The 26,630-nt window shown below is 66.6% G+C and carries 24 protein-coding genes; 13 read left to right on the forward strand and 11 right to left on the reverse strand.

Annotated elements, in window-relative coordinates; genetic code table 11:
* Positions 1-38 precede the first annotated feature (38 nt).
* The 5 genes from ACY48M_RS01785 (at position 39) to mutM (ending at position 3,875) form a co-directional block, all read left to right on the forward strand.
* Positions 39-1,361, forward strand: coding sequence for an aminotransferase class III-fold pyridoxal phosphate-dependent enzyme (locus ACY48M_RS01785; protein ID WP_462818526.1), 1,323 nt, complete (start codon positions 39-41; stop codon positions 1,359-1,361).
* Between the two features lie 18 nt (positions 1,362-1,379).
* On the forward strand, positions 1,380-1,964 hold the full coding sequence (locus ACY48M_RS01790; RefSeq protein WP_462818527.1) for a YceD family protein: 585 nt from the start codon (positions 1,380-1,382) through the stop codon (positions 1,962-1,964).
* Positions 1,965-1,966: 2 nt separating this feature from the next.
* Positions 1,967-2,170 carry a 50S ribosomal protein L32 gene (gene rpmF / locus ACY48M_RS01795; protein ID WP_462818528.1) on the forward strand — a complete coding sequence of 68 codons (204 nt, stop codon included), beginning with the start codon at positions 1,967-1,969 and terminating at the stop codon, positions 2,168-2,170.
* Between the two features lie 61 nt (positions 2,171-2,231).
* The gene (gene rnc / locus ACY48M_RS01800; RefSeq protein WP_462818529.1) at positions 2,232-2,942 is read left to right on the forward strand and encodes a ribonuclease III; all 711 of its coding nucleotides are present in this window, start codon (positions 2,232-2,234) and stop codon (positions 2,940-2,942) included.
* 21 nt (positions 2,943-2,963) lie between these two features.
* Entirely contained in the window at positions 2,964-3,875 is a 912-nt protein-coding gene (gene mutM / locus ACY48M_RS01805; RefSeq protein WP_462818530.1) for a bifunctional DNA-formamidopyrimidine glycosylase/DNA-(apurinic or apyrimidinic site) lyase, read from the forward strand.
* Between the two features lie 85 nt (positions 3,876-3,960).
* On the opposite strand, the gene ACY48M_RS01810 is transcribed toward mutM, so the two are convergent.
* From ACY48M_RS01810 to ACY48M_RS01820, 3 genes are read right to left on the reverse strand one after another with little or no spacing between them, the layout of a single operon-like run.
* A complete protein-coding gene (locus ACY48M_RS01810; protein ID WP_462818531.1) occupies positions 3,961-4,416 on the reverse strand; it encodes a MaoC family dehydratase in 456 nt (151 codons plus the stop codon).
* A gap of 31 nt (positions 4,417-4,447) precedes the next feature.
* On the reverse strand, positions 4,448-5,329 hold the full coding sequence (locus ACY48M_RS01815; protein WP_462818532.1) for an amidohydrolase family protein: 882 nt from the start codon (positions 5,327-5,329) through the stop codon (positions 4,448-4,450).
* 11 nt (positions 5,330-5,340) lie between these two features.
* The gene (locus tag ACY48M_RS01820) at positions 5,341-6,249 is read right to left on the reverse strand and encodes an SDR family oxidoreductase (protein WP_462818533.1); all 909 of its coding nucleotides are present in this window, start codon (positions 6,247-6,249) and stop codon (positions 5,341-5,343) included.
* Positions 6,250-6,430: 181 nt separating this feature from the next.
* Between ACY48M_RS01820 and ACY48M_RS01825 the strand changes: the two genes are divergently transcribed.
* Both ACY48M_RS01825 and ACY48M_RS01830 read left to right on the forward strand, forming a co-directional pair.
* Positions 6,431-6,886, forward strand: coding sequence for a MarR family winged helix-turn-helix transcriptional regulator (locus tag ACY48M_RS01825; protein WP_462818534.1), 456 nt, complete (start codon positions 6,431-6,433; stop codon positions 6,884-6,886).
* A 61-nt stretch (positions 6,887-6,947) separates the two neighbouring features.
* The gene (locus ACY48M_RS01830) at positions 6,948-7,937 is read left to right on the forward strand and encodes an ABC transporter substrate-binding protein (protein WP_462818535.1); all 990 of its coding nucleotides are present in this window, start codon (positions 6,948-6,950) and stop codon (positions 7,935-7,937) included.
* A 54-nt stretch (positions 7,938-7,991) separates the two neighbouring features.
* Here ACY48M_RS01830 and ACY48M_RS01835 read toward each other — a convergent pair whose 3' ends face one another.
* The gene (locus tag ACY48M_RS01835) at positions 7,992-9,053 is read right to left on the reverse strand and encodes a GNAT family N-acetyltransferase (protein WP_462818536.1); all 1,062 of its coding nucleotides are present in this window, start codon (positions 9,051-9,053) and stop codon (positions 7,992-7,994) included.
* A gap of 177 nt (positions 9,054-9,230) precedes the next feature.
* On the opposite strand from ACY48M_RS01835, the gene smc reads away from it, so the two are divergent.
* Positions 9,231-12,797, forward strand: coding sequence for a chromosome segregation protein SMC (gene smc / locus ACY48M_RS01840; protein ID WP_462818537.1), 3,567 nt, complete (start codon positions 9,231-9,233; stop codon positions 12,795-12,797).
* Positions 12,798-12,845: 48 nt separating this feature from the next.
* Here the strand turns inward: smc and ACY48M_RS01845 are convergent, their stop codons facing one another.
* The 3 genes from ACY48M_RS01845 to ACY48M_RS01855 form a co-directional block, all read right to left on the reverse strand.
* Positions 12,846-14,090 carry an acyl-CoA dehydrogenase family protein gene (locus ACY48M_RS01845; RefSeq protein ID WP_462818538.1) on the reverse strand — a complete coding sequence of 415 codons (1,245 nt, stop codon included), beginning with the start codon at positions 14,088-14,090 and terminating at the stop codon, positions 12,846-12,848.
* 109 nt (positions 14,091-14,199) lie between these two features.
* Entirely contained in the window at positions 14,200-14,955 is a 756-nt protein-coding gene (locus ACY48M_RS01850; protein WP_462818539.1) for a response regulator transcription factor, read from the reverse strand.
* On the reverse strand, positions 14,952-16,640 hold the full coding sequence (locus ACY48M_RS01855) for an ATP-binding protein (protein ID WP_462818540.1): 1,689 nt from the start codon (positions 16,638-16,640) through the stop codon (positions 14,952-14,954). Before ACY48M_RS01855 ends, ACY48M_RS01850 begins: the two co-directional genes overlap by 4 nt.
* A 169-nt stretch (positions 16,641-16,809) precedes the next feature.
* On the opposite strand from ACY48M_RS01855, the gene ACY48M_RS01860 reads away from it, so the two are divergent.
* The 4 genes from ACY48M_RS01860 (at position 16,810) to ACY48M_RS01875 (ending at position 21,310) form a co-directional block, all read left to right on the forward strand.
* Entirely contained in the window at positions 16,810-17,811 is a 1,002-nt protein-coding gene (locus ACY48M_RS01860; protein WP_462818541.1) for a Bug family tripartite tricarboxylate transporter substrate binding protein, read from the forward strand.
* A 1-nt stretch (position 17,812) separates the two neighbouring features.
* Positions 17,813-18,409 carry a tripartite tricarboxylate transporter TctB family protein gene (locus ACY48M_RS01865; protein ID WP_462818542.1) on the forward strand — a complete coding sequence of 199 codons (597 nt, stop codon included), beginning with the start codon at positions 17,813-17,815 and terminating at the stop codon, positions 18,407-18,409.
* Positions 18,409-19,950, forward strand: a complete 1,542-nt coding sequence (locus ACY48M_RS01870; RefSeq protein WP_462818543.1) for a tripartite tricarboxylate transporter permease — start codon at positions 18,409-18,411, stop codon at positions 19,948-19,950. The genes ACY48M_RS01865 and ACY48M_RS01870 overlap by 1 nt, the downstream gene beginning before the upstream one ends.
* Before the next feature lie 76 nt (positions 19,951-20,026).
* Positions 20,027-21,310, forward strand: a complete 1,284-nt coding sequence (locus tag ACY48M_RS01875) for an MFS transporter (protein ID WP_462819236.1) — start codon at positions 20,027-20,029, stop codon at positions 21,308-21,310.
* 3 nt (positions 21,311-21,313) lie between these two features.
* On the opposite strand, the gene ACY48M_RS01880 is transcribed toward ACY48M_RS01875, so the two are convergent.
* The 3 genes from ACY48M_RS01880 to ACY48M_RS01890 all read right to left on the reverse strand — a co-directional run bounded on the left by ACY48M_RS01880 (position 21,314) and on the right by ACY48M_RS01890 (position 24,653).
* The gene (locus ACY48M_RS01880; RefSeq protein ID WP_462818544.1) at positions 21,314-21,925 is read right to left on the reverse strand and encodes a histidine phosphatase family protein; all 612 of its coding nucleotides are present in this window, start codon (positions 21,923-21,925) and stop codon (positions 21,314-21,316) included.
* A 68-nt stretch (positions 21,926-21,993) separates the two neighbouring features.
* Positions 21,994-23,661, reverse strand: coding sequence for an alpha-amylase family protein (locus tag ACY48M_RS01885; protein WP_462818545.1), 1,668 nt, complete (start codon positions 23,659-23,661; stop codon positions 21,994-21,996).
* Positions 23,658-24,653, reverse strand: a complete 996-nt coding sequence (locus ACY48M_RS01890; protein ID WP_462818546.1) for a TIGR03885 family FMN-dependent LLM class oxidoreductase — start codon at positions 24,651-24,653, stop codon at positions 23,658-23,660. Before ACY48M_RS01890 ends, ACY48M_RS01885 begins: the two co-directional genes overlap by 4 nt.
* Positions 24,654-24,746: 93 nt before the next feature.
* Between ACY48M_RS01890 and ftsY the strand changes: the two genes are divergently transcribed.
* A complete protein-coding gene (gene ftsY / locus ACY48M_RS01895; protein WP_462818547.1) occupies positions 24,747-25,622 on the forward strand; it encodes a signal recognition particle-docking protein FtsY in 876 nt (291 codons plus the stop codon).
* 6 nt (positions 25,623-25,628) lie between these two features.
* Here ftsY and lipA read toward each other — a convergent pair whose 3' ends face one another.
* A complete protein-coding gene (gene lipA / locus ACY48M_RS01900) occupies positions 25,629-26,582 on the reverse strand; it encodes a lipoyl synthase (protein ID WP_462819237.1) in 954 nt (317 codons plus the stop codon).
* Between the last annotated feature and the right edge of the window lie 48 nt (positions 26,583-26,630).

Raw genomic sequence — 26,630 nt, forward strand, 5'->3', positions numbered from 1 at the left:
TGCAAATCCCGGTCGCGCTGGCCGGATAGCGTGGCCTCATGAGTGATGACCAGAACTCGCGTGCCCTCGACCTCGATCGCGCCCACGTCGTTCACCAGGGGAGCGCACAGTCAACCAGGGCGCCGCTCGCAATCGCGGGCGGCAGCGGCAGCACTGTCTGGGATCACGACGGCACCCGCTACCTTGATTTTTCGAGCCAGTTCGCCACGACCAACATTGGCCACCAGCATCCCGCGGTCGTCGAGTCCGTCACGGCGCAGGCGCGCACCCTTGCGACGATCGCGCCAAGCCACGCCGTCCTGGTGCGCGGCGAAGCAGCCCAGCGCATCCTCGGGGTGGCTGGCCGCGACTTCACCAAGGTGTTTTTCACGAATGGGGCGGCGGATGCTGCCGAGAACGCCGTTCGCATGGCTCGCGTGACCACGGGGCGCGACAAGATCCTCTCGCCCTATCGCGCGTCCTACGGCAGCACGGGGGGAGCGATCGCCGCGACGGGAAACCCGCGTAGGTCGCCACGCGATTACTCACGAGGCCAGGCGCACTTTTTCGGGCCGTACCTGTATCGCAGCGAGTTCTGGTCGGCGCATCCTGAGCAGGAGTCTGAGCGTGCCTTGCGTCATCTCGAACGGGTCATCGAGAGCGAGGGGCCGAGCAGCATCGCCGCAGTGCTGCTCGAAACCGTGCCGGTTTGTGCTGGCGTGCTGGTGCCGCCGCCGGGGTATCTCCGCGGGGTGCGGGCGCTCACCGAGAAGCACGGCATCATGCTCATCCTCGACGAGGCCATGTGCGGTCTTAGTCGCACGGGGGACTGGTTCGCGTTCCGGGGAGACTTCGGCGACGGGGCCGACTCGGTTGTGCCAGACCTCGTGACCTTCGCGCAGGGGTCCGGTGCTGTTCCGGCCGGCGGCGTCATCATCTCGGGGGCGATTGCTGAGGCATTCGACGATCAAGTGTTCCCTGGCGGGCTCACCTATTCGGGGCATCCGCTTGCCATGGCCGCGCTCGTCGGCACGATCGATGCGATGAAGGCGGAGCGCATTGTGGCCCACGCTCGCGAGATCGGCGAGGATCACCTCGGGCCCGGCCTTCACGCGCTTGCCGACGCGCACGCGATGATCGGCGAGGTTCGTGGCCGGGGCGTCTTGTGGGCAATCGAACTCGTGCAGTCCCGTGAATCGCGACAGCCGGCAACCCCGGCCGTCATGGCTGAACTCACCCGCCGACTGCTCGAGCTGCGGCTGCTGCCCCTGGTCGTCGAGAATCGCATTCACGTTGCGCCGCCGTGCACCGTCACCCCGGCCGAGGTGGCAAAGGCGCTCTCGCTCTTCGATGAAGCGCTCACGGCGGTCGGGCAAGGGTAGGGCGGCTACACTCGTCGGGTGGCACATCACGACCTTTCCCCGTTCGCAATCAGCGTCTTCGACCTCATCCGCCGTCCCGGCGAGATGCGCGAGTTCGAACGTGACGTCGTGCTCGACGAGCGACTCGGCAACGCGGTCATCGCGGTGGCGGAGGGCACGCCGATCCAAGCTGACGTGCGGCTGGAGTCGCTCCACGACGGCATTCTCGTCTCCGCTCACGTCGATTCGACCGCCACGGGGGAGTGTGTCCGATGCCTCATCGACGTCGCCCTCCCCGTTGAAGTCGAAATTCAAGAGGTTTTCGCCTACGATAAGGACGAAGCTTTTGAGTATCGGGTTCAAGATGATCACGTGGATCTTGAACCGGTAATCAGGGACGCGGTCGTGTTGTCACTACCGTTCCAACCGGTGTGTCAAGAAGATTGCCTCGGCCTGTGCCCACGATGTGGGGCGCGGCTCCTCGACAACCCGGGTCACGAGCATGAAGAGCCCATCGATCCTCGCTGGGCGGCGCTTGCCGGACTCGAAGGCCTGACCGAGGCCACCACCGAAGACGCAATCGGCGATCGGCATGACGACGACGCTGACAGAGAGAAGAGATAGCCATGGCAGTACCCAAGCGGAAGATGTCCCGTGCGAGCACCCGTGCCCGCCGCGCGCAGTGGAAGGCAACCCCTCCCACGCTCGTCAAGACCATCGAGGGTGGCAAGGTTGTCTACAGCCTGCCGCACCGCGCCAAGGTTGTCGAAGACTCGGCCGGCACCGCCCTGTACCTCGAGTACAAGGGCCGCAAGGTCGCCGACGTCTGATCGACGGAATTCGATCGTCGATCGATGACCGCACCATCACGGCACACCGGGAATCACTCCCGTGCGTGCTGAACGCCGAGAGTCGGCTCACACCGATCCGGCCGCTTTGGCGCGCCTCCTTGCAGTCGAAATCGATCCGGAACTGCTTGAGCTTGCGCTGACCCACCGCTCGTACGCGTACGAGCACGGCGGCATCGCCAACAACGAGCGGCTCGAGTTTTTGGGCGACTCGATTCTCGGGCAGGCCGTCACGGTCATGCTGTACACCGTGCATCCCGACCTCGACGAGGGCGACCTCGCGAAGCGTCGCGCCAGCCTTGTGAGCAGTGTCGCACTCGCGGAGATCGCCCGCGGCATTGGACTCGGCGAATTCCTCCGACTCGGCCGCGGTGAAGAGCTCACCGGCGGCAGGGACAAGTCGTCGATCCTCGCCGACACGGTCGAGGCCGTCATCGGCGCAGCCTTCCTCAGCGCGGGGCACGAACGGGCGACCGAACTCGTCCTCAAGCTCATCGAGCCGCTGCTCGCCGACCCTGACCGCTTTGGTGCAGCGATGGACCCCAAGACGAGTTTTCAGGAGCTCGCTGCACGCCTTGGCCGTGGCATCCCGGCCTATCGGATTGTCGATAGCGGACCAGATCACCTGAAGCGGTTCCACGCGACGGCAGTCCTCGACGGTGAGGATATCGCTGTTGGCGAGGGCAGCAGCAAGAAGAACGCCGAGATGGCCGCCGCGCTCGATGCGTGGACGCGCCTGCAACTCGCCAGGTGAGCCCACAACACGAAGCCCGGCATGCCTGAGCTTCCCGAAGTCGAGGTGGTGCGCGCTGGCCTCGCGCCGGCAGTCGATGGGGCAGCGATCGAGGCGCTGACTGTCTTCGATGAGCGTTCGCTCCGCCGGCACGATGGGCCGTCAGAGGACTTCGTCGAGCGGCTCGCCGGGCGGCGGATGTTCAAGCCTGAGCGGCGCGGCAAGTTCTTGTGGATTCCACTCGCCGACCCCGACGGTTCACGCAGCGACGGTGCCGGTCGGCACGAGGTGCTCATGGTGCACCTCGGCATGAGCGGCCAGATGCTGTTGCGCACCCGTGAGGCTGACGACAAGCTGACGCGCATCCGCCTCGACATCGCCAGCGACACCCACGGCGCTCTGCGGCTCAACTTTGTCGACCAGCGCATCTTTGGGTCGATGGCGATCGACCATCTCGTCGCACCGAGCGATGGCCTTGGCCGCCCTGTGCCGTCGCAGGTCTCCCACATCGCGCGGGACCCGCTCGACAAGCACTTCGACGATCGCGGATTCTTGATCAGACTCGCGGCGCGACGCACCGACATCAAGCGCGCGTTGCTCGACCAGTCGCTCATCAGCGGCATCGGCAACATCTACGCCGACGAGGCCCTCTGGGCGGCACGGGTGCACTACGCCGAGTCGAGCGATACCCTGAGCCGTCCGCGGGCGAAGCGGCTGCTCGGTGAGGTGCGGTTGGTGCTCGCAAAGGCGCTCGCCGAGGGTGGCACGAGTTTTGACACGCAGTACCTCAACGTCAACGGCGAATCGGGCTATTTCGCGCACTCACTCAACGCGTATGGGCAACAGGGGCGGCCGTGTCCGAGGTGCGGGCGAGCGATCGTCCGCGAGCGGTTCATGAACCGCGGTTCACACTTCTGCCCTCGCTGCCAACCACTGCGTCGTATCGCTGGTTGAGTAGGCGCGCAGCGCCGTATCGAAACCCGGAACGCGTTCGTTCGGGTTTCGATACGCTTCGCTACTCAACCGGCGATGATGACGCCTACGCGTAGAAACGGTGAATGGCCTGTGCGGCGGCGGCGGGCTTGTCGGCGCCCTCAATCTCGATGGTCATGTCGACCGTGATCTGGTATCCGTTGCCCTTGACCTCTTCGACCGAGGCGATGGTCGCCTGCAGGCGGATGCGCGAACCGGCCTTGACGGGGGAGAGGAAGCGAACCTTGTTGAGGCCGTAGTTGACCTTGGTGGTGGCATCCGTCACATCGAGCAGTTCGGTCCACAGCGGGATCGAAAGCGAGAGGGTGAGGAAGCCGTGGGCGATCGCCGCACCGAAGGGGCCGTCCTTGGCGCGCTCGGGGTCGACGTGGATCCACTGCTGGTCTTCGGTCGCATCCGCGAAGGTGTTGATGCGGTTCTGGGTGATGTCGATCCACGAGCTGGTGCCGAGGTCGACGCCAACGAGGCCGCTGAGTTCGGCGAGAGTGGTTGTGGTGGCCATGATGTCTCCTGAAGGGTGGTGTGGGTGAGGGTCAGAGTCCGAGAAGGCGGATGGCGTTCTCGCGCATGACTTTGGGGCGGACTGCGTCTTTGACTTCGAGCTCGGCGAAGTCGGCGATCCACCGATCCGGGTGAATCATCGGGTAATCGGATGCGAACAGCACGCGGTCTTGCAGGCGCGAGTTCAGCTGCTTGACGAGCGCGGTCGGAAAGTACTTCGGCGACCAGCCGGAGAGGTCGATCCAGACATTCGATTTGTGCGTGGCAACCGAGATCGCCTCGTCCTGCCACGGTACCGATGGGTGCGCCAGCACGATCTGCAGCTTCGGAAAGGCCGCGGCAACGTCGTCGATCAGCATGGGATTCGACAGGCGAAGGCGAACCCCTCGTCCGCCAGGGGTGCCCGCACCGATGCCGGTCTGGCCGGTGTGGAAGATCGCGGGCACGCCGAGCTCTTCGACGGCCGCGAAGATGTCCCAGTTGCTTCGGTCGCTCGGGTCGAAGTCCTGAATCGTGGGGTGGAACTTGAAGCCGCGGGCCCCACGCTCCGTCACGAGTCGCTGTGCCTCGGCCACACCCTCTGCGCCACGCGCTGGGTCGATGCTGACAAACGGAATGAGCACATCGGAGTGCCGGATGGCACCGTCGATGATGGCGTCATTGCTGATGCCGTCGTGATGGAGCTTGCGCTTTGTGTCGACCGTGAAGATCACGGCAGCCATCGAACGCTCCCGGTACATGGCGGCCGTTTCGTCGGCCCCAGGGAACTCCCCGCCGTTGGCGAAATACTTCGCCGCGGCGACCCGAAGGTCGTCTGGCAACGAGTGGTGGCCGTGCTCAGACTCGATGTGCACGTGGGTGTCGATCGCGACGAGGGATGCCGCGTCGACCTTGCTTTCGTACCGCGTTATCACGGGGTCGAGCCTCAGTTGGCTGGCGGCTGGGGCAGGTTCTCGCCGACGGTCTGTTCCGACGGAGCGAACTTTTCATCCCAGGCCGCAGCGACGTCCTCTGCACTCCAGCCGCCGTCGTTGATCTCCTTGACGATCATCGCGGGGTGGGAGTAGAGGGCGAGGCGGTCGCCGCCGATGCTGAGGACCTGCCCGGTGATGCCTGCGGCATCGCTGGAGGCGAGGAAGGCGATGAGGCCAGAGACATCCTCGGGAGTGCCGAAGCCAAGCTCCTGGCGCGCGAAGGGCGGCATGGGGTCACCGTTTGCCATCGCGTCAACGAACTGCTTGAAGAACGGCACGGTTTCGGTCATGGCGGTCGCGGCGACGGGCACGACGGTGTTGACCGTGATGTTGGCGCGCGCGAGCTCGAGGGCCCAGGTGCGGGTCATGCCGACAATGCCGGCCTTGGCGGCGGCGTAGTTGGTCTGACCGAAGGCGCCGACCTGGCCGGTGGGGGAGCCGATCGTGATGATGCGTCCGCCCTCGCCCTGTTCGCGCATCCGGCTGGCGGCGGCGCGCACGCAGGTGAAGGTGCCGCGCAGGTGCACGTTGATGACGAGGTCGAAGTCCTCGTCGCTCATCTTCCACAGCACGGTGTCGCGGAGCACGCCAGCGTTGGTGACGAGGATGTCGAGGCGACCCCACGTGTCGACGGCCTTTGCCACGAGGGCTTCAGCGGTCTCGGTCGGGCCGACCGCGCCGACGAGTGCGACTGCCTCGCCGCCGGCGGAGGTGATGGTTTCGACTGCGGCCTCAGCGGTAGCGGCGTCGATGTCATTGATGACGACCTTCGCACCCCGACGGGCGAGTTCTTGAGCGTATGCGAGCCCCAGTCCCCGGCCACTGCCGGTGACGATGGCCACGTTTCCTTGAAGATCCATTGATTTCTCTCCTCGTCGAGTCTGAGCTTGAAGTCTGATGTGAGCGCTTGAGTCTGATCTGAGCCTGAAGTCTGATGTGAGTCCGGGTCTGACTCTAAATGATCTTGTGAATCGTTGACAAATTCAATTACTATTCTTATCAACCTTTAGGGAGGGGCGCGAACCAATGAAGGATGCGACCATGGCCACAGCAGGGGCGGCCTATGGCAACGCGCGCGTCGATGGTTCAGATCTCCTCGGGGACATCGAATTTCTCATCGCCCGGGTGAGGGCACTCGGCTCGCAGCACGCTCGGGGAGCGCTCTGGCCGCTGGGGCTCCGCGTCCGCTCCTACGCGGTGCTGTCGCTTGCGTGCGGTGCCGTGAGCCCGACGCAGCGTGACATCGCCGAGTTTCTTCAGCTCGACCCGAGCCAGGTGGTCGCCGTGATCGACTCGCTTGAGGCGGCCGGGCTCGTGCGCCGTGCTCAGAACCCCGGTGATCGGCGCGTCAATATCGTCCAGGCCACTGAGCTTGGCATTTCGACCTATGCAACGGCGCGCCAGGGAGTGAGCGCGGCGCGCGATACCTCTCTCAGCAACCTTTCGCCAGATGAGCGCGAGACGCTCACCCGACTACTTCTGAAGGTCGCATTCTGATCGATCAGTGAAGAGCCTGCACGCCCGGGACCCCCGTCCCGTCTAGAGAAAAGAGGAAACAATGAAGTTCTCCCTACAGCGAGTCGGCACTGTCGCCGCCATCGCAACTGCAACCGCCCTTATCGCAACCAGTTGCTCGAGCGGCACTCCAGATGCCGACGTGAGTGACGCTGAGGAACTCACCGAACTCACGTCGATCACGGTCGCCGCACTCCCCATCGCGCCGACCGCAGCACTCCTCCTTGGCATTGAGGAGGGGATCTTCGAAGACCACAACCTTGAGGTGGAGCTCAGCACCGGTCAGGGGGGCGCCGCGATTCTCCCCGCCGTCTCCACCGGTCAGATCAATTTCGCGATTGGGCAGCCGCTGCCGATCATCCTCGCCGCGAGCAAGGGGGTCGACGTCAAGATCGTCGGCAACTACGCCGCCTCATACGCGGAGGGCGACGACATCAATGGTGTCGCCACACTTGACGACTCGATCCAATCGCCCGCGGACCTCGAGGGCAAACGTGTCGCGGTCAACACCCTCCAGGCTGCCGGTGACCTCACCATTATGGAAACCATCGAGCAAGACGGCGGAGACCCCTCGAATGTCGAATGGGTCGAGGTCGCGTTCACTGACATGCAGGCGCAACTCACCGCCGGCCAGCTCGATGCAGCGTGGCTGCCAGAGCCGTTCCTCAGCCAGACGATCGCCGAGGGTGGACATCTGGTGACGTACAACTACCAGGACACAATCCCGGGCCTCACGACGCTGGTTGGTTTCACCAGCAACGCGTACGCGAGCGAGAACCCCGCCGTCGTCAAGGCGTTCCAGGATGCGCTCGCCGAGACCCGTGCGCTCGCCAATGAAAACCCCGACGCCGCGCGGGCGCTCCTGCCCGAGTTTCTCGGCATGCCAGAGGAGGCTGCCGCGAACCTCGCGATGGAGGACTTCGGCCCAGAGCTCAATGTCGACTCGCTCGAGGCACTCCAGGAGCTCATGGTGAAGTTCGAGTTCCTTGAGGCGGGCACTGAGGTCGAGATCGACGACCTCATCATCAGCTAGCGTGCACGCTGGATGGGGAGCGACTCATGTCGCTCCCCACTCGGCGCACGCGGTTCAGTCGTCGCGACGCCACGAACTTTCGTAGCCGAAGGCCACAAAGCCGACGGCTTCGTTCACGTCGAGCATGTGCCGATTTTCTTCGGCATTCCAGGTGTAGATGGCGGGGTGGCCTGGCGCCAGCTCGTCGAGTCGTGCGAGGTTGGCCCGCTTCAGCAGCATCCCCAGCCGATGCCCGCGATGCTCCGCCGTGACGATCGTGTCCTCCTGCATCACCGGGCGGTCTGCCTGCGGCGGGACCGCGAGATCCGTGAAGCCGACGAGCTCACCGGATGCCGTGTGCCGCACGGCAACCGTGAGGTAGCGCCGCCCATCCTCTGCCCGGCGTGCATCGCTGTCGCGCACGCGCGCCTCGTCCCACGCTTCTGGAGCCCAGTCGACCTCGCCGAGGGGAGGATCGGTGCTCATGCGGGCGTGGAGTACGGCCATGTCCGCGAGCTGTTCTTCGGGGGTGGCACCCTCCCACGCGAGGAGCTCATAGCCTTCTGGTGCGGTCGGGAACTCGATGCCGGAGGGGAGCGGGAGCCGGCTCATCCGGTCGACCTGGGCGAGGCGAAAGCCGCGGGCGGTGAGAAAGCGTGCCGGTTCGTCGTCGGCCGGTACCGCGCCGAAGCCGGTCGGGGATGTGATGACCTCACCGCGGATGTTCTCGACGAGGTGGTATGCCCCCGTCTGCAGCACCGTGCGGCCGTCGTGTCGTGCGACGTCGGCGACGACGTCGAAGAGTGCGCCGCCGATTCCATGCCTGCGATGGTCAGGGTGCACCTCGGCCGTGAGCCATGCCGACTTCACTTCGTCGCCGCCCTGCACCTGGTAGATGGCCCGGCCGACGATGGTGCCGCGGATCGTGGCGATGAACGCACGCCAGGTCTCGTACGGGTTCCGCGCGGTCGGAAGCAACTCTTGCGGTTCGATCGCGAGGTCGAAGTTTCCGATGCTCGCCGCTTCGATGAGGTTGCGTACGCGCACCATCTCGGTGAACTCGCTCGCTTCGGTGCTCGAATCGATCGTGCGTGGGAGGCGGAGTTCGCGAATCTCAACGTCGCTGTCGTGGGACATGCTTCCGGCCTTTCGCACCAGCACTGCGGCGCCGCGCGCGACACCAATATCAGGCGGTAGCCTACGGCGCTGTGGCCGCGTCGCGCCAGAGTCTGCCGCCTCTCTCCGGTACCGTGGGGCGAGAGTTCGCACGGCCGGTGTGCGAGCACATCGGGGCGACCTGGGAAGGCGGACCGCGTGTACTTGAAGAGCCTCACCATCAAGGGCTTTAAGTCGTTCGCGCAACCGACCACCTTCGCCTTCGAGCCGGGCGTCACTTGTGTGGTCGGGCCGAACGGTTCCGGCAAGTCGAACGTCGTCGATGCGCTCGCCTGGGTCATGGGCGAGCAGGGCGCGAAGACGCTTCGCGGCGGCAAAATGGAGGACGTCATCTTCGCCGGCACGGCGACGCGTGGCCCGCTCGGCCGCGCCGAGGTCACCCTCACGATCGACAACGCCGATGGTGCACTCCCGATCGAATACAGCGAGGTCACCATCCGGCGCACGCTGTTCCGCAACGGCGGCAGCGAGTATGCGATCAACGGCGAGAACTGCCGACTCCTCGACGTGCAGGAGCTGCTCAGTGACTCCGGGCTCGGCCGTGAAATGCACGTCATCGTCGGCCAGGGGCAGCTCGACGCCGTGCTTCATGCAAGCCCCGAAGACCGGCGCGGCTTCATCGAAGAGGCCGCCGGCATTCTCAAACATCGCCGTCGCAAAGAAAAAACGCTTCGCAAGCTCGACGCCATGCAGGCGAACCTCACCCGGCTCAACGACCTCGCCGGCGAGATCCGTCGCCAGCTCAAGCCGCTCGGTCGCCAGGCGGAGATCGCCCGTGAGGCCCAATCGATTGCCGCCATCGTGCGCGACGCCCGTGCCCGGCTCCTCGCCGACGAAGTCGTCGCCCTGCGCGAAGCCCTCACCCTCCACAGCCGCAGCGAATCCGAGCGCAAGACCGAGCGCATCGTGCTGCAGGAGCAGCTCGACCAGGCAAAGCTCCGTGAAGCACGCATCGAACGGGAGCAGGTCGGCGACGCCGTCGACCTCGCACGGCGGGTCGCGTTCGGGCTCGAATCGGTGCAAGAGCGGTTGCGCGGGCTCTATAGCCTCGCCAACCAGAAGCTCGCCCTGCTCGGCACCCAGACCGAGGTCGCCGAAGCCGCGCCCGGCGTGACCCACCAAATGGTGGCGGATGCTCACGCCGAAGCCGAGCGGATCATCGACACGATCGCCGACGCAGAACAGGGTTGGCGTGAGGCGCAGGCACGCACGGCAGAGTCCAGGGCCGCACTCGATGCGCTCGACGACGAGTTCGCACTGCAGAGTTCGCTCGTCTCGAAACACGACCTCGAGATCTCGAAGCTCACGGGGCAGGCCGACACGGCGGCATCCCGACTCGCGGCCGTGCGCGGCGAGGTGCTGCGGCAGCAGAACGCGCTCGACGCGGCCAGGTCGCGCCGGGATCAGGCCGGGCAGGCCCTCGAACTCGTCGAAGCGGAGGCGACGCTCGACGACACGAGCGAAACCGACCTCGATGCGGCGTATCAGAGCGCACAGGCCGAGGTCGTCTCGGCCGAGGCAGAAATCGACACACTCCGCGATCAGCTCCACACGCTGGAGCGTGAGCGCGACGCCCTCGCGGCGCGACAGAACGCACTCTCGAGCGCCCTCGATCAAAAAGACGGTTCCAGCGCCCTCGTCGCGGCGAAGCGCCCCGGCATTCGAGGTCTTGTCGCAGAGCATGTTCAGGTGCAGCCGGGCTATGAGGCGGCGATCGCGGCGGCGCTCGGTTCGCTCGCCGACGCGGTGCTCGCCGACGATCGCGATGCGGCGCTCGGCGCGCTCGGCCATGCTCACACGGAGCAACTCGGTCGGGTCGAGCTCGTCCTCGCCGATGCGCCTGGCCGCGTGAGTAGCGAGAGTAGCGACGACGGAGCGTATCGAGACCTGCCTGAGGGAGTGACGCGCGCGGTGACCGTCGTGACCGCACCGGCTGGCGTCCACAGCATCCTCGCTCACGTGCTCGTCGCGGATGATCTCGACACAGCACGCGCTGCCTGGAGCGCCGCGGGCCCCGACGCAACCATCATCACGAAGGGCGGCGACGTGCTGAGCCAGTACGTGCTGCGGGGTGGCTCGGGGGCGAAGCGTTCTCGCCTCGAACTCGTCGCCGACCGGGATGCCGCGGCCGAACGTCTTGGCGAGGTCACGTCGCTCATCGAGCGCGCGCAATTTGCGCTCGCCGAGCAGCGGGGCACACTCCAGGTTGCCAAAGACCAGTCGACGCGCGCGCTCGCGACGCTCCGAGAATTCGACTCGCAGCTCGCGGCGCAGTCGGAACGCATCAACCGGGCGCGAGTGCAGGCCGAAGCCGCCGAGGCGGAGGCGAGCCGCCTCGAGAAGGGGCTCGCGCTCGCCGAAGAGTCCGTCGCCGAAGCGGAGGCCGGTGTAGAACGCGCCAAGAACGAGCTCGAGGTTGCGACATCCCGGCCCCGACCCATCCTCGATGTGGCGGCGCGCGATGGGCTCGCTGATGAGCTCGATGCCGCGCGCGAGCGTGAGGTCGAAGCCCGGATGCAGGTCGAGACAGCCCGCGAGCGCGTGCGGGCGCAGGAGCTGCGGGCGAAACAGCTTGAGCAGCAGCTTGAGGCCGAGCGTGCCGCCGCCGAGCAGGCCGCCCGGCGTGCTGTTGTGCGTCGCCATCAGATGGAGGCCGCGCAGCGCGTGCTCGATGCGTTGCCGGCCGTGCTCGACGCGGTCGACCGCTCAGTGTCTGAGGCGCGCGTGCGGCTCGCCGTAGCCGAAGCCGATCGTGCGCAGCAGAACGAGGAGCTCGCCGAACTGCGCCGCACCGAAGCGTCACTTCGGGAGCGGCTGCACGCCGTGAGCGAGACCGTGCACGGGCTCGAAATGCAGATCTATGAGAAGAAGCTGCACCTCTCGACCCTGCTGGAGCGCGCCGGCGAAGAGCTCGGTCTGGTCGAAGACGTGCTCATCGCAGAATATGGCCCGGCAGTGCCGGTGCCGCCGGACTCCGAGACGCTCGCCGCCGAGGCTGAAGCCGCCCCCGAGGCTGAAACCGAGGGTGTGCCCTTCGTGCGCGCCGAGCAGGAGACTCGCCTCGCAAAGGCGGAGCGCAAGCTCGCTCAGCTCGGCCGTGTCAACCCGCTCGCTCTCGAAGAGTTTGCGGCACTCGAGCAGCGCCACAAGTTTCTCACCGAGCAGCTCACCGATCTCACGAACACCCGCACGGATCTGCTCACGATCATCGATGAGCTCGACGACAAGATGCGCGACATCTTTGCCGCGGCATTCGAAGACACCAGGGCGGCCTTCAACGAGGTCTTCCCAGTGCTGTTCCCTGGTGGCACCGGCAGCATCCAGCTCACCGACCCCGACAACCTGCTCACGACCGGCATCGAGGTCTCGGTCAAGCCGGCCGGCAAGAAGATCGAACGGCTCTCGCTGCTGAGCGGTGGTGAGCGTTCGCTCGCGGCGGTCGCCCTGCTCATCGCGATCTTCAAGGCCCGGCCGAGCCCGTTCTACATCATGGACGAGGTTGAGGCGGCGCTCGATGACTCAAACCTTGGCCGCCTGCTGCAGATCTTCGAAGACCTGCGCGAGACAAGCCAGCTCATCGTCATCACCCACCAGAAGCGCACGATGGAGATCGCTGACGCCCTCTACGGGGTCTCGATGCGCCAAGACGGCGTGAGCGCCGTGGTCGGCCAGCGGGTCGCCGCGCGTGAAGAACGCGCGAGCTGACCCGCCGACCCCCCGGCCCCCGATCAGCCGATCAGCCGATCACTCTGATTAGGTGTACCAGCTCGGTTCTGGCACCTCGTTGAGCAGCACGTACTGCCCGACCTCGCGACGCTTGTAGGGCGCAGGGTCGTGCAGGCTGTGCGTGCGCAGGTTGCGCCAGTAGATGTCGAGTCCGATGGCGCTGGCCGATGCCCTGGCGCCGGTGAGTTCGAACACCTTCGTCGCGACCTCAAGGCCGTCGTCGCTGATGCGCACCTTTGCGGCGGCGATGCGCACGGCGATCTCACCGCGACGACGCTCGGTGAGTTCTTCGCGCGGGGCGTGCAGCACGGCGCTGAGCTCAGCATCCACCTGGTCGATGAGGGCCTCGTCGGCCCACAGCTTCGACTGCAGCTCGCCATAGCCCTCGAGCACGTACCACTCTTCAGTGGCCGACGACTTGTTGTCACCGCCGTACGGCCAGGCCCGCGACGCCGTGCGGGTGTACTCGGCTGCACGCTCGATAGCGCCCTGCGCGATGCCGAGGTAGAGGTTCGAGAAGACCTGCTGGATGCCGGGAACGTTGAGCGTGTTGTAGACGAGCGGCTGGAAGGCCTTGTCGACGAAGCCCGCGGCCGAGGCCCAGTCGACCCGGACATCCTTGATCTCGACCGAGCCCGACTCGGTGAGTCGCTGGCCGAGGCTGTCCCAGTCGTTGCCGAAGATGATGCCGGGCTGGTCGGTGGGCACGATGGCGAAGATGTGGGTGTCGGTGCCGGCGAGCACTCCCTCGAGCACGGTGAGGTCAGAGATGATGCCGCCGGTCGAGAACGACTTGCGGCCGTTGAAGACGAGCTCCTCGCCGTCTTCGACGATCGTGAGGTCGGAATCCCGCGGGTTCACGGCGCCCCCGAAGAAGAGCGTGTTCTCGGTGTAGAGCTGTTCGACTGCAGCGATCTGGCCTTCGGTTGCGACCAGGCGCGCCGCCCAGGCCCAGAGGTAGTGGTAACCGAGCAGCTGCCCGATGGAGCCGTCGCTGCGGGAGATCGTGCGAATGACCTTGAACGCGATGTCCCACGTCTCGCCAGCGCCACCGAATTCGCTGGGCCCGAGCAGCGTCACGAGCCCGGACTGCTTGAGGAGTGCGACCTCTGCCGTGGGAGCGGCGCCGGCACGATCGCGCTCGACCGCGTCGGCGGCGAGGATGTCGGCCACCTCGACGGCACGCGCGAGCCAGCCCTTCGTGTCGGTGGGTCGGTCGCCGGCTGACCAGCGGGTGGACGTGAGGAGTGTGGTGTCGTTCGTGAGGGTCACGGTGGTTGTCCTTCCTGGGGTGGCTGGCAACACTATCCACGCGCCGTGCCGCGCAATACCGGCGTTACCTTCTGTGTCGTAACCCCGCGTCACGCGGCGAAATAGGGGGTCACAGGGGGCCGCGCGAGCCTCGCTCGTCGTGGCCTTCAGGGGCGCGGTCGTGCGGCACCGGTTGGTAGCGGGTCGACGGGCGGCCGGCGGTCGCGTAGTCGAGTTCTCGCTGGGCCCGGCCGATTTCGACGAGGTATTCGAGGTAGCGGCGGGTGCTCACACGGGAGAGCCCTGTTGCGATGCCGATCTCGCCTGAGGAAGAACCCGGGGCCGCAGCGAGTGCCGCTTCGATAGTGCTGAGGGTTTCGACACTGAGCCCCTTGGGCAGCATCCCGGCGTTCCGAGTTTCACCGCCGCGCGGGCCGCTCGTGAAGAGGGCGTCGATCTGGTGTTGGTCGAGCGAGGGGCGCGCGGCCCGGGCGAGTGCATCGGCGTCGCGCACAGCGGCATCGAGGCGGGCCGCAAGGTCGGCCGGGCTGAACGGTTTCACCAGATAGTGACGGATGCCGGCAGCCCGCGCCTCGCGCACACTCTCGACATCGCGTGATGCTGTGACGGCGATGACTTCTGGCTGCGGCCCGCTGGTGGCTCGTACCGCGCGGAGCACGTCGAGCCCTGACATGCCGGGGAGCGAAAAATCGAGCAGCACCAGGTCGGGCTCATGCTCGCCGATTGCGGTGACGGCGGCGGGACCGGTGTGCACGGTCGCAATGACCAGGCAGTTGGCATGACGGTCGACGAGTCGCTGGTGCAAAAACGCGACCGCGTGGTCGTCGTCGACGACGATGACCCGGAGGCGCCGACCGTCGCTCATGTGCGCCCTGCTGGTGCCGCGGACGACCGAGTCTCCGACCGTGCCGAGGGGCCGCTTGCTAGCGGGAGGCGAACCTCGAAGCACGCACCACCAAGCGTCGAAGGGACGAGGTCCACGGTGCCGCGGCGCCGCCGCACGATTCGCCGCACGAGGGCGAGGCCGATGCCGCGACGAGTGGCGCCCCGTGCCTGCCCATTGGTGTCGACAGATTTGGTGCTCACCCCGTCGATGAAGATCTGTTCGGCACGCTCGGCAGCAACTCCGGGTCCGTCGTCATCGACCCTGACAACAAGATCGCCCCGCTCGGTGCTGAACTCGACACTGGTGCGGTGCCCGGCACCGCACGCCTCAATCGAGTTGTCGACGAGGTTGCCAACGATGGTCACGAGGTCGCCCTCCCACTCCGCCGGCACGGCCTCCTCGGGGGCGGCGCTGGTCGACACCGTGACGTCGAGCGTCGAACCGACCTCGCGGGCGTGGCTCGCCTTCACCATGAGCAGGGCGGAGAGCTCCGGATGCCCGAGCACCGCCTCACTGCCGATATCGGCGAGCGGGCCGCCATTTCCGGTGCGGGCAATGTAGCCGAGTGCCTCATCAGTGTGGCCGAGCTCAACCAGCCCCGCGACAACGTGGAGCGTATTCGCGAACTCGTGGGCCTGCGCCTGGAGGCCGTCGGCAAGCGACTGCGCCCCATCCATCTGGCGCAGCAGCGTGTGCAGCTCTGTGTGATCGCGCAGCAGCAGGGTGGCCTCCTCTGGCACCGCACCCTTCTCGCCGGCGGGTGCCGCCCCAGCCGCGCCACGGGTTCCCGTGCTTCGCGCGACGAGCACCCGCTCCCCGGCAAGCACCAACTGGCCTTCGGGCTCACCGCGTTCGAGCACATCGAGGATGGCAGGCTCGAGCACGTCGGCGGCGGGCCTGCCAACGAGCTCGTCACCGCCAGCCTCGAGCCCGAGCAGGTCGAGTGCTGCGTCATTCGCGAGGGTGATGCATCCGTCGCGCCCGACAGTGATGACGCCTTCGCTCATGCCGTGCAGCATGGTCTGCCGGGAGTCGACGAGCGATGCAATCTCGCGGGGCTCGAGACGATAGATGCGACGCCGGATGACCGCCGTCACCCAGGCGGCACCGATGAGGCCTGCGACGGCCGCGATGCAGAGCGCGATGAGCAGTCCGGTGAGGTTGCCCAAGAATTCTTCTTGCAGGGCGGATTCGAGAATCCCGACCGAGACGGTGCCAATGACGGTGCCATCGTCGGCAAAGACGGGCACTTTGGCGCGCCACGATTCGCCGAGCGTTCCCGTTTCGGTGCCGATGAACGTCTCGCCGGAGAGCGGCACAGAGGGGTCGGTTGAGACGCGCTCGCCGATTCGTTCCGGGTTCGGATGCGAGTAGCGGATGCCCTCGGCGTCGGTCACGACAACATAGGTGACGTTCGACGATTCGCGGATGACCTCGGCGATGGGCTGGATGGTGGCGCTCGGGTCGGGGTCGTCGAAGGCATCGAGAATGGTCGGCAGCCTCGCGACGGACTGCGCGACACCGATCATGCGGTCGAGGTAGGCGTCACGAAGCTGCCGCTCTTGGAGGTTCACGGCGACCGCTCCGGCTCCGCCGACGCTCGCGCACACAATCAGGGCCTGCAAGAGCAGGAGCTGAAGACGCAGCGACATCGACTGGACCACCCGTCCAGTGTGCACCAGGGATGGGCGCGATGGCGGATTCAATCCGCGTCGCGGGAGGGTCGAGCAGATTTCAATACTTACCGAAGCGCGGCCCTGGGCTCCGCCGTCTTTACTGTGGTGGCACAGCATCAGGCCCGCACTGTGGCGGGCCGCTCAATGAGGAGAAATTATGCGATCTCGTTCGCTTGGAATTGTGCTCGCCGGTGTCACCGTGCTGGCATTGGCTTCGTGTAGCTCGACCGGCGGCGGTGGTTCCGCCGAGGAGGGCGGCGAGGTTACCGAAGTCCAGATCATCGTGCCGGCCGACCCTGGTGGCGGCTGGGACCAGACCGGTCGGGCCATGTCGCAGGTGCTCACCGAGGAGGGCATCGTCGAGACGGCCGCCGTCACCAACATCGGCGGAGCCGGTGGCACGGTCGGGCTCGCCTCGCTCGCCAATGAGACCAACCCTCACACGCTCATGGTGACGGGCCTCGTCATGGTGGGGGCGGTCGAGACGAACGCCGCCGAGAGCCGCATGGAAGACACGACGCCGATCGCGCGGCTCACCGAGGAGGCACTCGTCATCGTGGTGCCGGCGGATTCGCCCTATGACACGCTCGAAGACCTGGTCGACGACATCGTCGAGAACGGGCAGGATGTCACGGTCACTGGTGGTTCCGCTGGCGGCGCCGACCACATCCTCGCGGGCCTCCTGCTTGAGGAGGCCGGGCTTGATGGCGAGGATATCCCCACGAGCCTGAACTACATTCCGAACTCTGGTGGTGGCGAGGCGGTCTCGTTGCTGCTCGGCAACAATGTGTCAGCCGGCATTTCGGGCATCGGTGAGTTTGTCGAGCATGTCGATGCTGGCACGATGCGGGCGCTCGCCGTCTCATCGCCGGAGCCCACGGAGCTGCTGCCCGACGTGCCGACGATCATGGAGTCGGGCTATGACCTCGAGCTCACGAACTGGCGTGGCGTGCTCGCGCCCGGTGGGATTTCTGACGCCGACCGCGATGCTCTCATTGAGGTAGTGACGGAGTTGCATGCCTCCGGGGCTTGGACCGAGGTGCTTGAGACCCGCGGGTGGGCCGACGCGTTCCTCGCGGGTGACGAATTCGACAGCTACCTTGAGGCGAATATCGCCGAAGTCGTGCAGACGCTCGGCAACATTGGTTTGGTCGAGTGACGTGACGGTCTCTGCACACCCCGGCGGGTCGGAGCGCGATGCGTTCCGGCCCGCTGGCCACGCCGACGGTGATCACACCGTCTCTCGAGGCCAACGCACGGGCGAGTTCATCTTCGCGGGCCTCGCCCTCGCCCTCGGCATCTTCGTGCTTGTTGGGGCGTGGTCGATCCGTGCTCCCGGTGCCGGCAGCACGGTCGGCCCCAGGGTGTTTCCCTACCTCGTCAGCGGCATCCTCATTGCGGCGGCGGCAATGGTGATCGTCGAGCTCATCCGCGGCCGTTTCGGGCAGCCGGATGAGGGCGAAGATGTCGATCTCGCGATCGGCACCGACTGGATCACTCTCGCGAAGCTCGCCGGCTTCGTCGCCGCCCACATCGTCCTCATCGGCATCATCGGATGGCCGCTTGCCGCAGCGCTCCTCTTCGGCGGCGTGGCGTGGTCGCTCGGGGCCAAAAAGTGGTGGATGGCGCTGCTCGTCGGCCTCATTGTTGCCGCGGTCGTGCAGGTTGTCTTCGGCGGTCTGCTTGGCCTGTCGCTGCCGCTCGGCCCGCTCCTGTCGTGGCTTGAGCCGCTGCTCCAGTCGATCGGGGTGAACTGATGGATAACTTCGGCCTGCTCCTGGAGGGCTTTGCTTCAGCCCTCCAGTGGGAATACTTGATATTCGCGTTCTTCGGTGTGCTCGTTGGCACCGCCGTCGGGGTGCTCCCCGGCATCGGCCCGGCCATGACGGTCGCCCTCCTGCTACCGCTCACCTACACCCTGTCGCCAACGGCAGCGCTCATAACCTTCGCCGGCATCTACTACGGCGGCATGTATGGCGGGTCGACCACGAGCATCCTGCTGAATACGCCGGGGGAGTCTGCTTCGATCGTCACGGCGCTCGAGGGCCACAAGATGGCGAAGCTCGGCCGTGGTGCCGCGGCGCTCGCGACCGCCGCGCTCGGTTCGTTCGTCGCCGGCACGGTTGCGACGATCGGCCTCACCTTTCTCGCCCCCATCATCGCGGCGTGGGCGGTGAATCTCGCACCGGCGGACTATGTGGCACTCATGGTGATTGCGTTCATCACGGTAGGTGCCCTGCTCGGTTCGTCGGTATGGCGAGGGCTCACCTCGCTCGGCATTGGCCTGTTCCTCGGCCTTATCGGCACCGAGATCCTCTCCGGCCAGCAGCGCTACACCTTCGGCCTATTGCCGCTCGCGGACGGCATCGATGTGGTGCTCGTCGCGGTCGGGCTCTTCGCCGTGGGGGAGACGTTCTATGTTGCATCGAGACTGCGGCGCGGCCCCATCTCGGTCATCCCGGTGACAAAGGGGTGGCGAACCTGGATGTCACGCGATGACTGGAGCAAGTCGTGGCGTCCGTGGCTTCGCGGCACCGCGATCGGCTTTCCCGTCGGCACCATCCCGGCGGGCGGTGCGGATGTCGCGACCTTCCTGTCGTACGCCACCGAGAAGAAGGTCGCAAAAGACAAGTCGCGGTTCGGCCGCGGTGCGATCGAGGGTGTTGCTGGGCCGGAGGCGGCAAACAACGCTGCAGCGGCCGGTGTGCTCGTGCCGCTGCTGACGCTCGGCTTGCCGACGACGGCGACGGCGGCGATCATCATCTCCGCCTTCCAGTCGTATGGCATTCAACCCGGTCCGCAGCTGTTCCAGAATCAGCCGGCGCTCGTCTGGACGCTCATCGCGAGCCTCTACATCGGCAACGTCATGCTGCTCGTGCTCAACCTGCCGCTCGTAGGCATGTGGGTGAAGCTGCTGCAGATCCCGCGGCCGTACCTGTATGCGGGCATCCTGACGTTCGCGGCGCTCGGTGCCTTTGCGGTGAACTTCGCGGTCGTCGACATTGTGATCCTGCTTGTCATCGGCGTGCTCGGGTATTTCTTGCGCAGGTTCGGGTATCCCATCGCACCGCTCGTCGTCGGCCTCATCCTCGGCCCCATGGCGGAGTCGCAGTTGCGCAGGGCGCTCCAGCTCAGCCAGGGCGATCTCAGCGCACTCGTCACCAGTCCGTTCGCGGCGGCCGCCTATCTCGGGCTCATCGTGCTCATCGCGCTGGGCATCTGGCTCAAGCGACGCCAGGCGCGTTTCGAGAAGGTGCTCACGGAAAGCATCGCGGTGCAGGAGCGAAGCGAAGCGTAGCCACACCACCCGACGAGGGATGCCGCCACGCGGCATCCCTCGTCGCGGGCGTGCGCGGCTCTAGACTTTGCCGGTGATGACGAGTGGCGCGGCGGATGCCCGCAGCAACGATCTGACCCCCGGTGCCGCGCAGCGCCGCACCGTGTGGGTGCTCGCCCTCGCGCAGGTGCTCGGCGGTGTCGGTGTCGGCGCCACCCTGTCGGTCGGGGCGCTCTTGGCCGCCGCGGTCTCCGGCTCGGAGTCGTGGTCTGGCATGGCGACCACCATGTCGACGCTCGGCGCCGCCGTGCTCGCGCTTCCGCTGGCGCGCGCGGCGCAGCGGCGTGGACGACGGGTGTCGCTCACGACAGGGGCCGCGATGGCTGGCGTCGCCGCGGTGCTGCTCATCGTCGCGGCAGGGCTCTCGTCGTTCCCGCTCCTGCTGCTCGCGTTCGCGCTCGCGGGGGCCGGCAGCGCCACCAACCTGCAGTCGCGCTTCGCCGCGACCGATCTCGCCGAGCCGCGGCGACGCGGCCGCGATCTCGCGCTCGTCGTCTGGTCAACCACGATTGGGGCGGTGCTCGGCCCGAACCTCGTTGACCCCGGTGAGGCGGTCGGTCGTGCGCTCGGCCTGCCCGAGCTCACCGGACCGTTCGTGTTCGCGATCGTGGCGCAGCTCGCAGCCATCACCGTCTACCAGATCGGACTCCGGCCCGACCCTCTGCTGTTGGCGCGCACACTGCTCGGCGCTGGCCCAAGCTCGCGGCCACGGCTCGGCTTTGCAACGTTGCGGGTCAACGCGGTGGCGAGGTTTGCCGTTGCATCCATCGCCCTGAGCCATGCGACCATGGTCGCCGTCATGTCGATGACACCCGTACACCTGCACGGTCACGGGGCGTCACTCGCGATCGTCGGGTTCACGATCAGCCTGCACATCGCCGGGATGTACGCCCTCGCGCCTGTCTTCGGCTGGGTCGCCGATCGGCTCGGCACAGGGCACACCCTCGCGATAGGTCAACTGCTGCTGCTGAGTTCACTCGTGCTCGTCTGGTTCGCGAGCGAATCCCAGAGTGCCGTGACGGTGAGTCTTGTGCTGCTCGGACTCGGCTGGTCGGCCTCGACCATCGCGGGTTCGGCGATGCTGGTCGACGCCGTGCCCGCCCCAGACCGCCCTGGCGTGCAGGGCGTCTCAGACCTGCTCATGAATCTCGCTGGGGCTGCCGGCGGTGCGCTCGCCGGGCCGGTCCTCGCGCTCATCGGATTCGGTGGGCTCGGCGCCGCAGCCACCGTGCTTGTCATCGGTGTCGTGGTGTGGGCACTCGTGAGCGCCCCGGCCCGTCGACGCCTCGTCGCTTCGGGCGAGTTGCCCGAACGAGAGTGAGCGTCAGGCGTCGCCGACGAGTTCGGCACCGACGAGGTCGGCACCGCTGAGTTCGGCACCGCTGAGTTCGACGCCGTTGACGCTGAGCACGCGCCATCCCTCGTCGGTGCGGTCGAGCGTCGAGATTGAGCCGTTCACAATCTGGTCGAATGGGCGACCGGCGAGTGACGCGAGCGTGTAGCGGATGATGGTGCCGTGGCACACGATGACGGCGTTGCGACCCGCATACTCATCGTTGATCTGCTGCAGTGCGGCGGTGCCGCGGGCGACGACCGAGTCGAGGGTTTCGAGGCCTGGGTAGTCACGGCTGCCGCCCCAGCGTTCAGCGATCGCGGCGGCGTCGAGCCCCTCGGCTTCGCCGTAGTGGCGCTCGACAAGCAGGTCGTAGCTGCGGCCGAGCTCCAGGCCGATGCCATCCGCAATGATCGACGCCGTCTCCCGCGCGCGTGACAGCGGCGACGACACGACGACATCCCAATCAGCGCCAGCGAGTATCGCCGAAGCCTCGCGCGCCTGCCCTCGCCCGATGTCGTTGAGCGGGATGTCGCTGCTGCCCTGCATGCGCCCGGCGGCGTTCCATTCGGTCTGGCCGTGGCGGATGAAGGCGATCGTCATATGGTCTCTTTCGTTTGCGATGGCGGTGACACTGTCCATTCTCGCGGATGGACAATCACAGCGCGGTGTCAGCCGATGCGTCGGTTGCCGGGGTCGGTCACGCGCAGCCAGCGGTAGCCATACGGCTCGAGTTCGATCTCGGCCGTTCCCTTCGCCGACACCGCGATCGACCCGTCCTGCAGCAGATCGAGCAATCGGGTGTCTTCGTTGCCCCCTTCGACCGCGATCGGCACTGTTGTGGGTTCTCCCGCAAAATTGTGGAGCGCGATCATGGAGCCGAGCGGACCCGTCACGCGATGCGCGAGCACGGATTCGTGGGGCTGCTGCAAGATCGTGAGCTCGCCCCATCCGATCTCCGGCGAGGTGCGGTAGCGACTGATGAGCAACCGCATGAAGTTCAGCAGTGAGCCGGTGTCGCGGATCTGGTCGTCAGCGTTCACAAACTCGGGTGAGTAACCCCCGCCAGTGATGGGGCCGGGCAGTGCGCTGCGGCGGGCCGTCGAGAAGCCGCCGTTCTTGCCGTTGTTCCACTGCATGGGGGTGCGCACAGAGTGGCGACCCTTCGCCTCGAGGTTTTCGCCCATGCCGATCTCCTCACCGTAGAAGAGCACGGGGGTGCCGGGCAGCGAGAACATGAGGCTGTAGGCCATTCGGATGCGACGGGGGTCCCCATCGAGCATGGTGGGAAGCCGGCGCACAATGCCGCGGCCGTAGACCTGCATGTTCTCGTCGGGGCCGAACGCCGCGAACACCTCTTGTCGCTCGGTGTCGCTGAGCTTGTCGAGGGTGAGCTCGTCATGGTTGCGCACGAAGTTCGCCCACTGCGACCTGCGAGCAATCGCGGGCCGCCGTCCGAGCATGCGGGCGAGCGGCCTCGCGTTGCTGCGGGCGAGCGAAAGGTAGAGGCGCTGCATGGCCTCGAAGTCGAACTGCATCGTGAGTTCGTCACCGTCGTTGCCCCCGAAGAACTTCATCTGTTCGCGGTATTTGAGGTTCACCTCGCCGAGCAGAATGGCGTCGCCCTTGCGCCGTTTCACCATGTCGGCGAGCTCGCGGAGGTAGACATGGCCATCGCCGTAGTCGCTGCTTTCGCCGCCGTCGTCTTCGATGAAGAACGGCACTGCGTCGACTCGGAACCCCGACAGGCCGAGTTCGAGCCAGAACCCGATGACCTTGCCGATCTCCTCGCGCACCTTCGGGTTCGACACATTGAGGTCGGGCTGGTGGTGATAAAAGCGGTGGAGGTAGTACTGGCCTGTGCGCTCATCGAGCGTCCACACACCGTCCTCCTCACCGGGGAACACCGACTCTGGCGCGTTCGCCGGCGGGCTGTCGCGCCACACATAGAAGTCGCGGAACGGCGAGGTGCGGCTCGACCTCGCCGAAACGAACCATGGATGCTTCTCCGAAGTGTGATTCACAACGAGGTCGGCGATCACCCGCATGCCGCGGTCTCGGGCACTGCGGATGACCTCGACGACATCGCCGAGCGAACCGAAGCGCTTGTCGACCCCGTAGAAGTCGGCGACGTCGTAGCCGTCGTCCTTGTCGGGCGTCGGGTAGAACGGCATGAGCCAGAGGCAGGTGACCCCGAGTTCGGCGAGATAGTCGAGGCGGTGCGCGAGCCCCTCAAAGTCGCCCTGCCCGTCGTCGTTCCAGTCCATGAACGTTTCGACGTCGAGGCAGTAGACGACGGCGGTCTTCCACCACAGGTCACTGGTGTCGGTGATTCTCATGCGACATCCATTCGCTCTGTGCCGAGTTTGGGGCTCACGCCGACGCGGGGGAGCACGCGCTCGCCGAAGGCTTCGATGAAGTCGTGCTGCTCCGTGCCGACGTGGTGCAGGTAGACCTCGTCGAAACCGACCGCGATGAGCTCCCGCAGGCGGTCCACATACTCGCCGAGGTCGGATGTCACGAGCACCGAGCCGCGCACATCCTCAGGGTCGACGTGGCTCGAGGCAATGTCGAAGGCCTCCACCGAGTCGAGGTCCCAGCAGAGGGGCGGCGAGAACACGTTGGTGCGCCACTGATCGTGCGCGATTGCGAGGGCTTCGGCGTCGGTTTCGGCATAGCTCACGTGGAGTTGCAGGGCGATGGGTCCGCGCCCGCCGGCCGAACGGTATGCGTCGACGACCCGCTCAAGCGCCTCCACCGACTGGTTCACGGTCGCAAGCCCGTCGGCCCACTGTGCTGCCCAGGCGGCGGTCTCGGGGGTGACGGCGGCGGCGAGGAGCGGCGGCGGCGTCTCAGGCCGGGTCCAGAGCTTTGCCCGGTCGACCGTGACATGGCCGTCGTGGCTCACCGTCTCGCCGTCGAAGAGCGCGCGCATGATGGTGACGCTCTCGAGCAGGCGTTCGTTGCGGTGCTCCTTGCGCGGCCAGGCATCACCGGTGATGTGCTCGTTCATCGCCTCGCCGCTGCCAAGTGCCGCCCAGAATCGGCCGGGATACATGGCCTCGAGCGTGCCGGCGGCCTGCGCAATGATGGCGGGGTGGTAGCGCTGACCAGGGGCGTTTACGACACCGATGGGCAGCTCGGTCGCCTGGAGCGCCGCGCCGAGCCACGACCAGGCGAACCCCGAATGCCCCTGCCGCTCGCTCCACGGTGCGAAGTGGTCGCTGCACATGGCGGCGGTGAAGCCCGCCCGCTCCGCATGTTGCAGCGAGGTCAAGAGGTCTCTGGGGTGGAGCTGTTCGTGCGAGGCGTGCCAACCGATCACGGTCACGGGTCGTCCCTTCGATAGAGGTAGCTGCGACGTAACCACGGGAGCCTGCGCGGCGGCTGAATCCTCACCGGCGGCCTGCAATAGCCTTGGGGCATGGCTGAACGCACCCCCTGGTCTCTCTCCGGCACCCTCCGCGGCATGTTCGCCAAGCCCACGATCGACGACGACACGTGGGACGACCTCGAGGCGGCGCTCATCACGGCCGACTTCGGCCCCACCATCACCGAGGCCGTCATCGACGAGCTCCGGGCGCAGGTGCGCCGCTACAACACGACCGATCCGGCCGACCTGCGACGGATGCTACGCGAAAACCTCGAGGAACGCCTCGCGCGCCTCGACCCAACCCTCACCCTCACGGCCCGCCCCGCCGTCGTGCTCGTCGTCGGCGTCAATGGCGTCGGCAAGACGACCACGATCGGCAAGTTTGCGAAGTTCCTCGGCAATTACGGCCGCAGTGTTGTCGTCGGTGCCGCTGACACCTTCAGGGCGGCGGCCGTCGAGCAGCTCGCGACCTGGGCCGAGCGCGGCGGGGCGCAGATCGTGCGGCCGCAGCAGCAGGGTCAGGATCCGGCATCCGTCGCTTTCCAGACGGTCGAGAAGGCCATGCGCGAGGGCATCGAGATCGCGATCATCGACACGGCCGGCCGCCTGCAGACCAAGAGCGGTCTCATGGACGAGCTTTCGAAGATCCGCCGCGTCATCGAGAAGCAGACGGAGATCGCGGAGGTGCTGCTCGTGCTCGACGCGACGACGGGGCAGAACGGGCTCGCCCAGGCCGAGGCCTTCATCGAGCATGCCGGGGTGACGGGGCTTGTGCTGACGAAGCTCGACGGTTCGGCGCGCGGCGGTTTCGTGCTCGCGGTGCAGGAGCGCACCGGCATCCCGATCAAGCTTGTGGGCCAGGGTGAGGGCATCGGCGACCTCACGGGTTTCACCCCGCACGTGTTCGTGCAGAACCTCATCGGCTGACGCCGCTCAGCTCGCTTGGGCGAAGCCCTTCTCTGCGAGGTGCTGCAGTTCGGGTGCAATCTCGCGGCCCTGGCGCAGCATCGTCTGCGCCCACAGCCGGCCGGCCCGGTATGACGAGCGCACGAGCGGCCCGGCGAGCACACCCGAAAACCCGATCTCTTCGGCCTCTTCGCGCAGTTCCACAAACTCTTCTGGCTTGAGCCACTTCGCAACCGGCAGGTGTCGCGGGGTCGGTCGCAGGTACTGCGTGAGCGTGATGATGTCGGTGCCGGCATCGTGCAGGTCTTGCAGGGCCTGCGAGATCTCCTCGCGCTCCTCGCCCATACCGAGGATGAGGTTCGACTTTGTCACGAGCCCGGCGTCGCGGGCCTGCGTGAGCACGCCGAGCGAACGCTCGTAGCGGAACGCCGGCCTGATGCGCTTAAACAGTCGCGGCACCGTCTCAACGTTGTGGGCGAACACTTCTGGGCGTGCCGAGAACACCTCGCCGAGCAGTTCGGGGTTGCCCGAAAAGTCGGTCGCGAGGATCTCGACGCCCGTGCCCGGGTTTGCCGCGTGAATCTGCCGCACCGTTTCGGCGTGGAGCCACGCACCCTCATCGGGGAGGTCATCGCGCGCGACCCCCGTGACGGTCGCGTAGCGCAGCTGCATCCGCGCCACCGAGTCGGCGACCCGACGGGGCTCATCGCGGTCGTAGTCGGCCGGTTTGCCCGTGTCGATCTGGCAGAAGTCGCAGCGTCGGGTGCACTGCGAACCACCGATGAGGAACGTCGCCTCGCGGTCTTCCCAGCACTCGTAGATGTTGGGGCAGCCAGCCTCCTGGCACACCGTGTGCAGATTCTCCTCTTTCACAAGTGACTGCAGGGCGGTGTATTCGGGGCCCATGCGCGCCCTGGTCTTGATCCATTCGGGCTTGCGCTCGATGGGGGTCTCAGCGTTGCGGATCTCGAGCCGCAGCATCCGGCGCCCCTCGGGCGCCTGGGCCGGGCCGCCCGTGCCGGGGCTCGG

Source organism: Homoserinimonas flava (assembly GCF_054969005.1).

Coding starts and splice junctions, on each gene's coding strand:
- ACY48M_RS01785 (WP_462818526.1), top strand. CDS start 39: ATGAGTGATGACCAGAACTCGCGTGCCCTCGACCTCGATCGCGCCCAC.
- rpmF (WP_462818528.1), top strand. CDS start 1,967: ATGGCAGTACCCAAGCGGAAGATGTCCCGTGCGAGCACCCGTGCCCGC.
- mutM (WP_462818530.1), top strand. CDS start 2,964: ATGCCTGAGCTTCCCGAAGTCGAGGTGGTGCGCGCTGGCCTCGCGCCG.
- ACY48M_RS01810 (WP_462818531.1), bottom strand. CDS start 4,416: ATGGCCACCACAACCACTCTCGCCGAACTCAGCGGCCTCGTTGGCGTC.
- ACY48M_RS01820 (WP_462818533.1), bottom strand. CDS start 6,249: ATGGATCTTCAAGGAAACGTGGCCATCGTCACCGGCAGTGGCCGGGGA.
- ACY48M_RS01825 (WP_462818534.1), top strand. CDS start 6,431: ATGGCCACAGCAGGGGCGGCCTATGGCAACGCGCGCGTCGATGGTTCA.
- ACY48M_RS01830 (WP_462818535.1), top strand. CDS start 6,948: ATGAAGTTCTCCCTACAGCGAGTCGGCACTGTCGCCGCCATCGCAACT.
- ACY48M_RS01835 (WP_462818536.1), bottom strand. CDS start 9,053: ATGTCCCACGACAGCGACGTTGAGATTCGCGAACTCCGCCTCCCACGC.
- ACY48M_RS01850 (WP_462818539.1), bottom strand. CDS start 14,955: ATGAGCGACGGTCGGCGCCTCCGGGTCATCGTCGTCGACGACGACCAC.
- ACY48M_RS01860 (WP_462818541.1), top strand. CDS start 16,810: ATGCGATCTCGTTCGCTTGGAATTGTGCTCGCCGGTGTCACCGTGCTG.
- ACY48M_RS01870 (WP_462818543.1), top strand. CDS start 18,409: ATGGATAACTTCGGCCTGCTCCTGGAGGGCTTTGCTTCAGCCCTCCAG.
- ACY48M_RS01875 (WP_462819236.1), top strand. CDS start 20,027: ATGACGAGTGGCGCGGCGGATGCCCGCAGCAACGATCTGACCCCCGGT.
- ACY48M_RS01880 (WP_462818544.1), bottom strand. CDS start 21,925: ATGACGATCGCCTTCATCCGCCACGGCCAGACCGAATGGAACGCCGCC.
- ACY48M_RS01885 (WP_462818545.1), bottom strand. CDS start 23,661: ATGAGAATCACCGACACCAGTGACCTGTGGTGGAAGACCGCCGTCGTC.
- ftsY (WP_462818547.1), top strand. CDS start 24,747: ATGGCTGAACGCACCCCCTGGTCTCTCTCCGGCACCCTCCGCGGCATG.
- lipA (WP_462819237.1), bottom strand. CDS start 26,582: ATGCTGCGGCTCGAGATCCGCAACGCTGAGACCCCCATCGAGCGCAAG.